The sequence below is a fragment of the Synechococcus sp. MIT S9452 genome, from assembly GCF_047304245.1.
In the GTDB taxonomy this organism is placed as follows: domain Bacteria; phylum Cyanobacteriota; class Cyanobacteriia; order PCC-6307; family Cyanobiaceae; genus RCC307.
In genome coordinates this window covers 1,884,590-1,897,987 of the sequence record NZ_CP138956.1, presented here as the reverse complement: position 1 = coordinate 1,897,987, position 13,398 = coordinate 1,884,590, and the positions used below count along the sequence as shown (strand labels likewise).

The 13,398-nt window shown below is 62.9% G+C and carries 13 protein-coding genes; 6 read left to right on the top strand and 7 right to left on the bottom strand.

The genetic code is table 11. The features are described from left to right. The first annotated feature begins 8 nt into the window (after positions 1–8). The 3 genes from SIB46_RS10030 to mnmE are packed head-to-tail and all read left to right on the top strand — an operon-like array spanning position 9 to position 4,129. Positions 9–2,330 (top strand): RelA/SpoT family protein, encoded by a 2,322-nt coding sequence (locus tag SIB46_RS10030; RefSeq protein WP_413296024.1) that lies wholly within the window; start codon positions 9–11, stop codon positions 2,328–2,330. A gap of 42 nt (positions 2,331–2,372) precedes the next feature. Beyond that, positions 2,373–2,768 carry a hypothetical protein gene (locus SIB46_RS10025; RefSeq protein ID WP_413296023.1) on the top strand — a complete coding sequence of 132 codons (396 nt, stop codon included), beginning with the start codon at positions 2,373–2,375 and terminating at the stop codon, positions 2,766–2,768. Beyond that, entirely contained in the window at positions 2,765–4,129 is a 1,365-nt protein-coding gene (gene mnmE / locus SIB46_RS10020; RefSeq protein WP_413296021.1) for a tRNA uridine-5-carboxymethylaminomethyl(34) synthesis GTPase MnmE, read from the top strand. The genes SIB46_RS10025 and mnmE overlap by 4 nt, the downstream gene beginning before the upstream one ends. A gap of 4 nt (positions 4,130–4,133) precedes the next feature. On the opposite strand, the gene SIB46_RS10015 is transcribed toward mnmE, so the two are convergent. Next, positions 4,134–5,735, bottom strand: a complete 1,602-nt coding sequence (locus tag SIB46_RS10015; RefSeq protein WP_413296020.1) for an NCS2 family permease — start codon at positions 5,733–5,735, stop codon at positions 4,134–4,136. A 51-nt stretch (positions 5,736–5,786) separates the two neighbouring features. Between SIB46_RS10015 and nadC the strand changes: the two genes are divergently transcribed. From nadC to SIB46_RS10000, 3 genes are read left to right on the top strand one after another with little or no spacing between them, the layout of a single operon-like run. Then, positions 5,787–6,650: a carboxylating nicotinate-nucleotide diphosphorylase gene (nadC, locus tag SIB46_RS10010; protein ID WP_413296019.1), complete on the top strand. Its 864-nt coding sequence runs from the start codon at positions 5,787–5,789 to the stop codon at positions 6,648–6,650. Positions 6,651–6,696: 46 nt separating this feature from the next. Beyond that, entirely contained in the window at positions 6,697–8,469 is a 1,773-nt protein-coding gene (gene argS / locus SIB46_RS10005; RefSeq protein WP_413296018.1) for an arginine--tRNA ligase, read from the top strand. Beyond that, positions 8,469–9,560: a pyridoxal phosphate-dependent aminotransferase gene (locus tag SIB46_RS10000; protein WP_413296017.1), complete on the top strand. Its 1,092-nt coding sequence runs from the start codon at positions 8,469–8,471 to the stop codon at positions 9,558–9,560. The genes argS and SIB46_RS10000 overlap by 1 nt, the downstream gene beginning before the upstream one ends. Before the next feature lie 129 nt (positions 9,561–9,689). Here the strand turns inward: SIB46_RS10000 and SIB46_RS09995 are convergent, their stop codons facing one another. The 6 genes from SIB46_RS09995 to prfB form a co-directional block, all read right to left on the bottom strand. Beyond that, positions 9,690–10,409, bottom strand: a complete 720-nt coding sequence (locus tag SIB46_RS09995) for an MBL fold metallo-hydrolase (RefSeq protein WP_413296016.1) — start codon at positions 10,407–10,409, stop codon at positions 9,690–9,692. 51 nt (positions 10,410–10,460) lie between these two features. Next, entirely contained in the window at positions 10,461–11,054 is a 594-nt protein-coding gene (locus tag SIB46_RS09990) for an anthranilate synthase component II (RefSeq protein ID WP_413296015.1), read from the bottom strand. Next, a complete protein-coding gene (locus tag SIB46_RS09985; RefSeq protein ID WP_413296014.1) occupies positions 11,054–11,524 on the bottom strand; it encodes a diacylglycerol kinase family protein in 471 nt (156 codons plus the stop codon). Before SIB46_RS09985 ends, SIB46_RS09990 begins: the two co-directional genes overlap by 1 nt. A 49-nt stretch (positions 11,525–11,573) precedes the next feature. Beyond that, positions 11,574–12,056 carry an rRNA maturation RNase YbeY gene (gene ybeY / locus SIB46_RS09980; RefSeq protein WP_413296013.1) on the bottom strand — a complete coding sequence of 161 codons (483 nt, stop codon included), beginning with the start codon at positions 12,054–12,056 and terminating at the stop codon, positions 11,574–11,576. After that, positions 12,053–12,229: a DUF3285 domain-containing protein gene (locus tag SIB46_RS09975; protein WP_011936660.1), complete on the bottom strand. Its 177-nt coding sequence runs from the start codon at positions 12,227–12,229 to the stop codon at positions 12,053–12,055. The genes ybeY and SIB46_RS09975 overlap by 4 nt, the downstream gene beginning before the upstream one ends. Next, a protein-coding gene (gene prfB / locus SIB46_RS09970; protein WP_413296012.1) for a peptide chain release factor 2 occupies positions 12,226–13,351 on the bottom strand; the annotation gives its coding sequence in 2 pieces (ribosomal slippage) (positions 12,226–13,275 and positions 13,277–13,351; 1,125 coding nt in all). Before prfB ends, SIB46_RS09975 begins: the two co-directional genes overlap by 4 nt. Between the last annotated feature and the right edge of the window lie 47 nt (positions 13,352–13,398).

Here is a 13,398-nt window from a genome sequence, read left to right as displayed (position 1 = left end):
ACGGGGCCATGCTGGACGCCGCCGACCGGTTTGCCACCTCAGCAGCGTCAACGCTGCCTGGTCGAGCCGAGTGCGATGCGCCCCAACTCAGGCAAGAGATCGCTGGCCCTGATGACTACGCCATCGATCTACCCGCATGGCTGAGGCAGTGCATCGAGCATGTGCCCCCTGGTCAGGGCGAAACCTGCCCCACCGACCCCGAGGGTCTGCTGGCGTCAGCCTTTGATTTCGCCTACCAACTCCACCGCCAGCAGGTGCGAGCCACCGGTGAGCCATACATCATTCATCCGGTGGCCGTGGCGGATTTGCTGCGCGACATCGGCGCCAGCGCTGCGGTGATCGCCGCTGGGTTCCTCCACGACGTGGTGGAAGACACCGATGTGAGCTTGGAAGAAATCGAGGGGCACTTCGGGGCTGAAGTGCGGCAACTGGTGGAGGGTGTCACCAAGCTGGGCGGCATCCATTTCACCAACCGAACCGAGGCCCAGGCTGAAAACCTGCGCAAGATGTTTTTGGCCATGGCCAGCGACATCCGCGTGGTGTTGGTGAAGCTGGCCGACCGGCTCCACAACATGCGCACCCTGGGGGCGCTGCGCCCAGAGAAACAACAGCGCATCGCCACCGAAACCCGCGACATCTACGCGCCCCTGGCCAACCGCCTTGGCATTGGCCGCTTCAAGTGGGAGCTGGAGGATCTGGCCTTCAAGGTGCTGGAACCCGATGACTTCCGTTCCATCTCCCAACAGGTGGCCAGCAAACGCAGCGACCGCGAAGAACGCTTGGGCGTCACCGTTCAGCTGCTGCGCGACCGGCTGGAGAACTCAGGCGTGCGTGAGTGCGAAGTGGTGGGGCGCCCCAAACATCTCTATGGCATCTGGAGCAAGATGCAGCGCCAGGAGAAGGAGTTCCACGAAATCTTTGATGTGGCGGCGGTGCGGATCGTGGCCCCATCGGTGGAGACCTGCTACCGCGCCTTAGCCGTGGTGCACGACACCTTCCGGCCCATCCCAGGTCGCTTCAAGGACTACATCGGCCTGCCCAAACCCAACGGCTACCAATCGCTGCACACCGCGGTGATTGGTCGGCATCGGCCGATTGAAGTGCAGATCCGCACCGGCGAGATGCATGAAGTGGCCGAGTACGGCATTGCGGCCCACTGGAAGTACAAAGAGGGCGGATCTCCAGCTGACGGAGATGAGATGGCCCGCTTCAACTGGCTCAGGCAGCTGGTTGATTGGCAAAAAGAAGAGGGGGGACAAGACCACAACGACTATTTGCGTTCGATCAAAGAAGACCTCTTTGACGACGAGGTGTTTGTGTTCACCCCCAATGGCGATGTGATCGGACTGCGCAAAGGGTCCACCGCCGTGGACTTTGCCTACCGCATTCACAGCGAGGTGGGGAACCACTGCCAGGGCGTACGCATCAACGATCGGCTCTGCCCGCTCGCCACCCCCCTGCAGAACGGCGACTTCGTTCAGATCGTGACAGCCAAAACCGCTCACCCCAGCCTGGACTGGCTGAATTTCGTCGCCACACCAACGGCGCGCGAGCGCATCCGCCAGTGGTACAAGCGCAGTCACCGCGACGACAACATCACACGCGGCCGCGAAATGCTGGAGCGGGAGCTCGGCCGTGATGGCTTCGATGCCCTGCTCAGCAGTGACCCAATCCTGCGCGTCGCCCGCCGCTGCAACCTCACCGGTGTTGATGACCTGCTGGCCTCCCTCGGATTTGGCGGCGTCACGGTGCATCAGGTCACCAATCGACTGCGCGAAGAGATGCGGCTGGAGGAGGAATCCAGCAACGAGGCCCCCAGCAATGAAGAGCTCGCTCGCAATCTCAGCGACCAAGCCAACACCAGCACCACCGACCCCAGCGGCAGCCCAATTCTTGGCGTTGAAGGACTGGAATACCGGTTGGGGGGCTGTTGCAGTCCCTTGCCGGGCGAGCCGATTGTTGGCGCCGTTGCCCTTGGCAATCACGGCATCACCATTCACCGCCAGGACTGCGCCAACGTGGCGCAAACCCCGGTGGAACGGCGCTTGCCGGTGCGCTGGAATCCGGTGGTGAGCGAACACCGCCGGCGTTATCCCGTGCTGCTTCGCATCGAGGTGCTCGATCGCGTCGGCATCCTCAAAGACATCCTCACCCGGCTCTCCGACAGCAGCATCAACGTCAGTGATGCGCGGGTTCGCACCGCCTATGGCAAACCAGCCCGCATCGATCTGAGGATCGAATTGAGCAGCGCTGATCAGCTGCAAGCCACCATGAACCAAATCCGCTCGATGGCGGATGTGCTGGACCTGGCCCGCTGCGGCAGCGCCTGAGCAGGACTCCGAGCAAACTGGAGCCACATTGCGGAATCGCCGATGAGCAGGCCTGTCTTCACGCCTCGCGACCGCTGGTTGGCTGTGGTGGGGCTGGCGGCCAATCTGCTCGGATTGATTGCAGCCTCGGTGGTCATCGGCTTGCCTGACCCTTGGCACACCGCCAATTTGGTGCTGGCCATTTCCGCCTGGATCCCCACCGCGGTTGTCGGGATCATCGCCTGCATCGCTCTCATTGGCCGGCGGGGTTGGGGCATGGTGCTGGCCTTGGTGGCGCTGAGTCTTCAGCTCTTGGTGCTAGCGCCCTACGGCATCGTTCGCCTCAGCCTGCTGGCCTCTGAGCGATCCCAGGGTCTTGTGGCCGTCATCTCCCTGGTGGTGGCCGATGTGCTGCTGATCGTCTATTGGTCGCGAGCCCTGAGGCGGCAACGTCCATGAGCCTGGCGGGGCGCGACGACACCATCGCAGCGATCGCCACGGCGGTTGCCGCCGGCGCCGGCAGTGTGGCCATCGTGAGGGTCAGCGGCCCCCAAGCCGAAGCCATTGGCCGCCAACTGTTTCAACCGGCTGGCCAGCAGAGCTGGGAGAGCCATCGGGTGCTCTACGGCCACGTCAACGATCCAGCCAATGGCGATGTGGTGGATGAGGTGCTGCTGCTGTTGATGCGCGCGCCGCGCAGCTTCACCCGCGAAACGGTGGTGGAGTTCCACGGCCACGGCGGACTCGTGGCGGTGCAACGGCTGTTGGAGTTGGTCTTGGCGGCAGGTGCTCGCCGCGCCCTGCCCGGGGAATTCAGCCAGCGGGCCTTTCTCAATGGACGCCTTGATCTCACCCGCGCTGAGGCCATCAGCGAATTGGTGAGCGCCAGGAGCCGCCGGGCCGCTGAGCTGGCCATAGCCGGGCTCGATGGCGGATTGCAGCAGCGCATCGATGCACTGCGCCATCAATTGCTCGATCAGCTCTGCGAGCTCGAAGCACGCGTGGACTTCGAAGAAGACCTCCCAAGTCTCGATGGAGCAGCGGTCTGCAACGCCTTCCAGGAGGTGCAGCAGGCGTTGGATCAGTTGGTGCGCGATGGCCAGCAAGCCCAGTTGCTGCGCGATGGCTTGCGGGTGGCGATTATCGGCCGGCCCAATGTGGGCAAAAGCAGCCTGCTCAATGCCCTCAGCGGCCAAGAGCGCGCCATCGTTACCGACCTACCGGGCACCACGCGCGACCTGTTGGACTACGACCTGGTGCTCCAAGGGGTGCCGATCACCTTGGTCGACACCGCTGGCATTCGCTCCACCGCCGATCGCGTTGAACAACTCGGCATTGAACGCAGTCGCGCTGCCCTGGCCAGCGCCGATGCGGTGGTGCTGCTCTATGACCTCAGCAGCGGCTGGAGCCCAGACGACAGCGAGCTGCGCAACGAGGTGCCAGACGGCACACCCCTGTTGTTGGTGGGCAACAAATCAGATCTTGGTGGGACTGCTGCTGAGACAGCAGGACTGGCCATCAGCGCCCGCAGCGGGCTGGGGTTAGCAGAACTCAGCAGCGCACTGCTCAAACTCTGTGGCCTCAGCGGCGAGGGGCAGGGGCTGCTGCTGGCGCTCAATCAACGTCAATGCGATCTGGCCGCCACGGCCTCAGCCGCCTTGGGCCGCAGTCAGCAGGCAGCGCGCGATGGCTGCTTGCCCTGGGATTTTTGGACCATTGATCTGCGCGAAGCGATTCGCGCTCTGGGTGAGATCACCGGTGCTGAGATCACCGAAGCCGTGCTGGATCGCGTCTTCTCACGCTTCTGCATCGGCAAATAAAGCCCTAGGGCTCACTGGCACCTTCCGCCTGACGCGGCATCACGCGTGCCACTAACAACAGCGCGGTGACCACGGCATAGGCCAGCGCCCATGGCGCCCCAGTGCCCCAGCCCAAGTGCATGACCGTGTCGGCGGTGGTGAACTGCCAGGCATTGATCACACCAAACCAAGCCAGCAGCGCCGCCAAACCGCTGCACAGCGCAGCGGCCAAAAAACGCCCCTCAATGGCGAAGACCAACAGCGCCGCGAGCAGCATCGCCGTGATGATCTGGCCTTGCTCCAAGGCAAAGGCGCCTGCCGCCCAAATGTCGGCAGCATTGAGCGCCGCCAGCAGATCAGCATTGAAGGGATTGCTGGGAGTTCCCAAACCACCGCTTCTCAGGCCTGCTTTGAGCAGCAGGGTGCCCCAGCCAGCCAACCCCGGAAGGATGCCAAGCACCACCGCCGGTGCATGGCGTGAGGGTGTGGCCTGGAAGGCCTGGGCTGTGATCGTCAAGCCTATATAAAGCAAAATCGCCATCCCCGCATCGATGGGGATCAACAGAGAGGCCAACCCAAACAGGCCAAAACAACAGGCCGCCGCCAGCACCACCCCATTCATCCAGGAGTAGCCGGAGCGGGCCCCCAAGGTCTTAAAGCCGGGATGGCCGATGTAGATCGTGGTGGGAAAGCACGAACCCAAGGCGGCCGCGCTCAACGTGCCCAGGCCATTGATCAGCAAACAACTACGGGTTGGGTAGCGATCACCGGCCGCCTCAGCGCTATCGAGGTTTTGCAGCGAACCGATCACGTTGAACAGGCCCATCGGAATGATCACTCCGAGCCAGGGCACCAACTCCCCCCGGGCCTGCCACAGCCCAGCGAGCTGAACCATCGGCGCCTGCCAACCCACCAGAGACCAGCTCTGTTGCCAGGCGCCAGGCGCCACCTCCATCAACCCACTGCCCCAAGCGAGCACCAGCCCCAGCAACAGGGCAAACAAACCCGTCGGCAGTGGCCAGCGCACTCGGCCGTAGTAGCCCAACAAAATCACCGCCAAACTCGCCAAACCCACCAGAGGGTTGGCATAGGTGCGCAGCAGAAAGCCAAGCGAGATGTAGCCCAGGGCAATCCCGGCGAGGGTGGAGAGCAACGCCGCCCGCGGCAACCACAACCGCAACTTGTGGGCGCAAAAGGCTCCGGCGGTTTCAATCAGGCCGGAGCCCAAGCAGGCCACCATGCCGGCCTGCCAGGAGCGCGTGATGGCGGTGCTCTCATCCAGCCCTGCCCCCAGAGCGGTGAGCTTGACCGGCAGCATCACCAAAAAGATGTAGGCGAACAGGCTCACGGTGTTGATGCCATAGGGCAACGCCGTGCAGTCCTGGCGCCCTTCCTGAAGCTCCAAGACACGGGCTTGGCGGGCATAAGCCAAATTGCCCAGCAGCAAGCTGATGCCGGTAGCCGGCAGGATCACCCCGAACACCAAGCTGTCGGGGTAGCCCAGCACATCCCTACAGAGGCCAATGATCAGCAGGATCGTGATCAGGTTGTTGAGGGCTAAAGCCAGGAAGCCGTCGAGATCACCTGGCCTCCAAACCAGACCAAATCCTGGTTGCTGTGTTGCCATGCCCCTGCCTGATCACGGCCCATCATGGGATTGATTTAGCCAGCTCCTGCCGTGGCAATCCCCCCTCTGGCGATGACGCCAGCGCTGCAGCAGCACTTGCAGGCCTGGCTGCAGGAAGACCTGGGCCGCGGTGATCTCAGTGCCGCGGCGCTGCAGGGCTGCCGCGGCCAAGCCCACTGGCTCAGCAAGGCCAATGGAGTGTTCTGCGGTGGGCAGCTGGCCGCAGCCGTATTTGGCCTGATGGATTCCGGGGTAACAGCGCAGGTGCTGGTGAACGACGGTGAGGCCATCAGCGCTGGAACGCGGCTGCTGGAGCTCGAAGGGCCCGCCGCGGCTTTGGTGGGAGCTGAACGCACCGCTCTCAACCTGGCGATGCGGCTCTCCGGCATCGCCACAGCAACGGCAGCGCTGGCCAGCCAACTGCAGGGCAGTGGGGTGCAGCTGGTGGATACCCGCAAAACAACCCCGGGCCTGCGGGTGCTCGAGAAATACGCCGTGCGTTGTGGTGGCGGCGGTAACCACCGCATGGGCCTCGACGATGCCGCGATGCTCAAGGAAAACCACCTGGCCTGGGCGGGTGGGGTGGCTGCCGCCGTTGCGGCCGTGCGCGCCGCAGCCCCTTGGCCCAGCCAAGTGATCGTGGAAGCAGAAACCATTGAGGAAGCCAAAGCCGCTGTGGCCGCTGGCGCCGATGGGGTGTTGCTCGATGAATTCAGCCCCGATGCACTCCAGCAACTGGTGCCCGAGCTGCGGGGCCAGGCCCAGCAGCGGGGCAAGCCCGTTGTGCTGGAAGCCAGCGGCATCCAGCCGGATCAATTGAGGCTCTATGTCAGCAGCGGCATCGATCTGATCTCCACCAGCGCCCCGATCACCCGCAGCTCCTGGCTGGATCTGAGCATGCGGTTCACCGGCTAAGAGGGATGATCAGAGGCTGTGTCCACCGCTGCGGCGGTCCCTGTTCATGCTGCGCATTGCCCAAACCCTGGAGGCTCAGCTGCGCGCAGCCATGCAGCAGGCCTTCCCTGAGGCCGACGGCGAGCTGAATCCAGCCCTGGGCCCAGCCAGCAAACCGGAGTTTGGTGATTTCCAAGCCAATGGAGCCCTCGCCTTGGCCAAGCCGCTCAAGCAGGCACCACGGCAGATCGCAGCGGCCATCGTTGAACAGCTGCAGAACAACCCAGCGTTTTCAGCACTGGCTGAGGCGCCAGAGATCGCCGGCCCGGGGTTCATCAACATCACCTTGAAGCCCTCGGTGCTAGCCGCTGAGGTGCGCCAGCGAATCGGCGATCCACGCCTGGGCGTTGCGGCGGTTGAGCAGGCCGAAGCACCGGTGATTGTTGATTTCTCCAGCCCCAACATCGCCAAAGAAATGCATGTGGGGCATCTGCGCTCCACGATCATTGGCGACTGCCTGGCCCGCGTTCTGGAATTCCGCGGCCACCAGGTGCTGCGGCTCAACCATGTGGGTGACTGGGGAACCCAGTTCGGAATGTTGATCACCCACCTCAAGCAGGTGGCCCCAGAAGCGCTCAACACCGCTGATGCCATCGATCTGGGTGATTTGGTGGCCTTCTACCGGGAGGCCAAAAAACGCTTTGACGACGATGAAGCGTTCCAAACCACCTCCCGCGAAGAAGTCGTCAAATTGCAAGGCGGCGATGCCACCTCACTGAAGGCTTGGGGCTTGCTCTGCGACCAATCGCGCCGCGAATTCCAAAAAATCTACGACCGACTTGATATCCGCTTGAGCGAGCGGGGGGAGTCGTTCTACAACCCACAGCTCGCGGCGGTTGTCGACGACCTTCGCTCCAGCGGCTTGCTGGTGACCGATGACGGGGCTGGCTGCGTCTTTTTAGAGGGCGTAGTGGGCAAAGAAGGCAAACCCCTTCCTTTGATCGTGCAAAAAAGTGATGGGGGGTTCAACTACGCCACCACCGATCTGGCGGCGATTCGCTACCGCTTGGGCTCAGCGGGCGATGGCGCAGGACGGGTGATTTACGTCACCGACGCGGGCCAGGCCGCGCACTTCGCTGGGGTGTTCCAAGTAGCCAAGCGGGCGGGCTGGGTGCCCGCGGCGGCCAGCCTGGAGCACGTGCCCTTCGGCTTGGTGCAAGGGGACGACGGCAAAAAACTCAAAACCCGCGCTGGCGACACCGTGCGGCTCAAAGATCTGCTGGATGAAGCCGTTGAGCGGGCCCAGGCTGATCTGCGCCGCCGCCTGAAAGAAGAGGAGCGCCAAGAAAGCGACAGCTTCATTGATCAGGTGGCGACCACCGTTGGTTTAGCGGCGGTGAAGTACGCCGATCTGAGCACCAACCGGATCACCAACTACCAGTTCAGCTTTGAGCGGATGCTGGCCTTAACGGGCAACACAGCCCCCTACCTGCTCTACGCGGTGGTGCGCATCAGCGGCATCGCCCGCAAGGGGGGCGCCCTCGATGGTGAACTGCCCGAGCACTTGGTGTTTGAAGAACCTCAAGAATGGGCCTTGATCCGCCAGCTGCTGCAACTCGATGCGGTGATCAGCGAAGTCGAGAGCGATCTGCTGCCCAACAGGCTCTGCACCTACCTGTTTGAACTGAGCCAGAGCTTCAACCGCTTCTACGACCAGGTGCCTGTGCTCAAAGCTGATGAGCCGATGCGCAGCTCGAGGCTGGCCCTCTGCCGTTTAGCGGCTGACACCCTCAAGCTGGGTCTAAGCCTGCTGGGCATTCCCAGCCTGGAGCGGATGTGATGCCGGATCCACGCCCCCAGTTCCCCCCGGCCCGCAGCGAGGTGGAGCAATTGCAGAGCTACAGCGCCCCGCTGGAGGGACGCCGGGGCCTGCTGCGCTTGGACTTCAACGAGAACAGCGTCGGCCCGAGCCCCAAGGTGGTGGAGGCGATTCGCGGCATCCCAGCCGAGCACTACGCGATCTATCCCGAATACGACGGCCTACGCGAGGCCTTCAGCCAATCCCTCGGCGGCCTGCCGTGCAAGCAGATCGGACTGTTCAACGGCGTTGACGCAGCCCTCCACGCCATCTGCCAGGCCTACGGCAACCCAGGCGATGTGATGCTCACCACCAGCCCCACCTTTGGCTACTACCAGCCGTGCGCCCGCATGCAGGGCATGGTCGTCAACGCCATTCCCTATGAAGGCGACGACTACCGCTTCCCTTTGCAAGACATGCAGCGGGCCTTGGCGCAACTCAACCCGCGCCTGCTGCTGCTCTGCAACCCCAACAACCCCACAGGCACCCGGCTAGAGGCTGAGGCGATCTGCCAGCTGGCGGCCGGCGCACCCAGCACGCTGGTGGTGGTGGATGAGCTCTATGAGGCCTTCACCGGAGACAGCGTTCTGCCGCAAGCCGATTTCAGCCAAATGCCCAACTTGGTGGTGCTGCGCTCACTATCTAAAACAGCTGGCATCGCTGGGCTGCGCCTTGGCATTGCCGTGGGATCAGCTGCAGTGGTGGATCGCATCAGCCGGGTCACCGGCCCCTACGACATCAACAGCTTCGCGGTGATCGCTGGCATGGCGGCACTGCAGGACCAGGCCTATGTCGATGACTACGTCCAAGAGGTTCTCAAAGCCAAAGCATGGCTTGTGAACAAGCTCAACAAACACCAAGTCCGCCACCACAGCGCCGGCGGCAACTACCTCCTGATTTGGCCCAGCCAAGGGGCCGCCAGCTGTGAGGCTGCGCTGCGGCAGGACGGAATCCTGGTGCGTTCGATGGCAGGCAAAGCCCTGATCGATGGGTCCCTACGGGTGAGTATCGGAACCAGCAAACAAATGAAGCGGTTCTGGAAAGCGTTCAGCGCGCAGCAGGAGTTGAGCTGAACGCGCATCAGTGCCGATCAGGCCCACGCAGGCCAAGGTCAGCGCCCCTTGCAGGGCAAGGCAAACGCCGATGGCTCGCCGTTGATGCCAAATCATGCCCATGACAGCCCCTGCGAAGGAGCCGGATTGTCATGGCATCAGGTCGATTCGGGTTGTATCGCCCAGAGGGGGTGTCAGCTTCAACACACGACCCACCGGTTTGGACGGCACGCCAGGTAGGGCCTCCAGAAAATCCTTGGCGCCGGTCTGATCGCAGTCGGCAGGGGGTTCGCCGCTACGGACGTACTGCACAGGGATCACCACTTTCGGGTTGAGCTGCTTGACCACCTCAGCAGCTTCCGCACCGTCGTAAACCTTGGCACCACCACCAACGCCGAGGATCAACACATCAGGCCGGCCCAGCAAGACCTTGTCTTCCGGTTGGAGTGTTGCGGCGGTGCCGCCAAGGTGGGCGAAGTCCAAACCACCTTGCTGCCAGCGCCAAATCACGCCATTGCCAAAACGGCGGCCACCAAGGCGGTCGTGGGGAGCGGCAAAGCCCTCAAAGCGCAGGCCTTTGATGCTGTAGCCACCCGGGCTGGCCAGAAAACGGCCCTTGGCCACAGGCGCACCCTCATCGAGCAGGAGGCTGCTGGCCAAGACCACATCGGCCTTGATCCGGGGCTCCTTCAGACCAGCCGCGCAAGCCACGGCTTTGAACGGATTCACCAACACGCTGGCGCCACCGCCATTGATTAGCAGGGCGCTATGGCCATAGCTGGTGATCGTGACCCCATCAGCCAAAGCCGCCGCGGGCAGCGCAAATGCAGCCGTCGCCGCAGCCAAAGGCAGCAGAGAAGAACGCAGCATGGGGGTGGCCCAGATCAGAGCCGGGAACCTAGCAGTGAAACCCAGCCGAACTCAGGCCGAGGCACTGGTGAGGAAATTGGCCAAAAGCGCATGGCCGTGCTGCGTCAGCACGCTCTCGGGGTGGAATTGCACGCCCTGGAGATGGGGATGATCGCGATGCCGCAGCCCCATCACCATGCCGCTATCCAACCAGGCGGTGATCTCCAGACAATCCGGCAGTGAATCCCGTTCGGCGATCAGCGAGTGATAGCGGGTGGCCGTGAAGGGATCAGGCAGCCCAGCGAACACCCCAGATCCGGTGTGATGCACCGGCGAGGTTTTGCCATGCATCAACTCAGGTGCCCGCACCACCTTGCCGCCAAACACTTCGGCAATGGCTTGATGACCGAGGCAAACGCCAAGGGTGGGGACCTTTGGGCCCAACTCGCGGATCACCTCACGGCACACGCCGGAATCAGCTGGTGTTCCAGGTCCAGGTGAGATCAACACAGCCGCAGGGTTGATCTCCTTGATCTGCTCGAGGTTCAAGGCGTCATTGCGCTCCACCCGCAAGCTGGCTGCCAAGGGGTGATCAGCAGCCAACTCGCCCAAATACTGCACCAAGTTGAAGGTGAAGCTGTCGTAGTTATCGAGGACCAGCAGCATCAGCTTCCCAAGCGCGCCATCAGCGGTGGCAGCAGCAACAGCAAAGCGATCATCAGCGATGAGAGTGCTGCCACCAGCACCGCCGCCGCCGCACAGTCTTTGGCAATGCGGGCCAAGGGGTGAAACCGCCGGCCCACCGACAAATCCACCACCGCTTCGGTGGCCGTATTCAGCAGCTCCAGCACCAACACCGCTGCCACGGTGAGCACCAGCACCGCCAAGCGATCAACTGAGAGCTGTAACCACAGCCCCAGGGCGAAGACCACCACCCCGGTGAAGACATGGATGCGGAAATTGCGCTGGCTCGCGAAGGCATAGACCAGCCCCTGGGCCGCATAGCGAAAGCTGGCCGGCAGATCACGGGCCACTTGCCAAGCTCCAACCCGCAGGCGACGGGCGCGGCCGTCGACCGGGAAGCCCACGGGAGTGGATTCACTGGAATCGAGCTCTGAGGTCACCAGAGGCGCCATCCGCGGGAGCTCTGAGGCTCTCATGAAGGTTTCCGGAACCCTACCGCCATCAGTGGGCAGCAGCACCCTGCACCAAGGCGTCCTGCCGGCTGAGCATGGCGGCCAAGGAGGCCTCATCGGGGTGGTCCCAGCCCAGCAAATGCAGCAGCCCATGGCTGGCCAAAAACATCAATTCCTGCTGCAGCGAATGGCCCTGCTCCGGGGCTTGGCGCTCAGCGGTGGGAATGGAAATCACGATGTCGCCCAACTCAATGGGCATGCCCTGCAGGGGCTCAGGGGAATCTTCTTGGGCCGCAAACGAGAGCACATCGGTGGGCTTGGGTTGCTGACGCCATTGGCCGTTGAGCTCAGCGATTGCAGCGTCATCGCAGAACTGCAGGCCCAGGCTGTAGGCATCGGCCTTTAAAGGGCTGGGTAATTCGGCCTGGAGTTGCGCCAACCAGCTACTCAGCAACTCAACCCAGCGGTCTTCCCCCAGCGGGTCAGGGCCGGCGTAGGCCAGATCCAGCTCAATCTCCGCCAAGGGGTTCACGCCCCCGGCACGGAGGGGCGACCAAACCAGGCCAGCAACAGCAACACACCGGTGAAACCAACCGCGGTCAGGCCGAAGTGGAACAGGCTCTGGCGACCTTTGCGCACCATGTTGCGCATCGCCAGCTTGACGAAACTCGGCTTGGCTTCAGCCGGTGCAGGGGAGTCGCTCATGCGGCCTCGTCGGAAACAGCGTCCACACCCTGGCGCAAAAGCGACTGGATGAAGGGGTCGAGATCGCCATCCATCACCCCCTGCACATCGGTGGTCTCCTCATTGGTGCGCAGATCTTTGACCATCTGGTACGGGTGAAACACGTAATTGCGGATCTGATTCCCCCAGGCCGCCTCAACGATGTCGCCGCGGATGTCGGCGATCTCAGCAGCACGCTGTTCCTGGGCAATCACCAGCAACTTGGATTTGAGCAGTGCCATGGCTTTCTCTTTGTTCTGCAGCTGCGAGCGCTCCTGGGTGCAGCGCACCGCCAAGCCGGTCGGGATGTGCAAAATCCGCACGGCGGTCTCCACCTTGTTGACGTTCTGACCGCCAGCACCGCCTGATCGGCTGGTGGTGACCTCCAAGTCCTTATCGGGGATCTCGAGATCGACCTCCTCCTCGAGCTTGGGCATCACCTCAACACCGGCAAAGCTGGTTTGACGCTTGTCGTTGGCATTGAACGGTGAAATGCGCACCAAACGGTGGGTGCCCTTCTCATTGCGCAGGTAGCCATAGGCGTAGCGGCCCTCCACCTCGATGGTGCAGCTCTTGATGCCCGCTTCTTCCCCTTCTGAAAGCTCATCCACGGTCACCTTCATGCCGCGGTCTTCCGCCCAGCGGGTGTACATGCGCATCAACATCAAGGCCCAGTCCTGGGCATCGGTGCCACCGGCACCGGCATTGATGGAGATCACCGCACCTTCTTGGTCGTAGGTGCCGCTCAGGAGCCGCTCCAGCTCCCAGCGATCGAGCGCCAGGCGCAACTCCTGCAAGCCGCCATTGGCTTCTGCCAAGAGCGCGTCATCGGGCTCGAGGTCGTAGAGCTCCAGGGTGGCGGCAGCGTCATCAACACTGGCGCGCCAAGTCCGGAGCTGCTCGAGCTGGGCTTTGACGTCATCCAACTGCCGCATCTGCTTGCGGGCATTGTTCTGGTCATCCCAGAAATCAGGCTGGGCCGCAAGTTGCTCGAGATCCTGCTGCCGTGCTGTCAGTGCAGGGACGTCAAAGACAGTCCTGGGCTTGGCCCAGGCGGTCAGTGAGCTCGGAGAGATCGCGCTTGAAGTCGGTGAGATCCAGCACAGCGAAAGGACTTGATCGTTTGACCGTAGCCACCCGTAAGATCCATC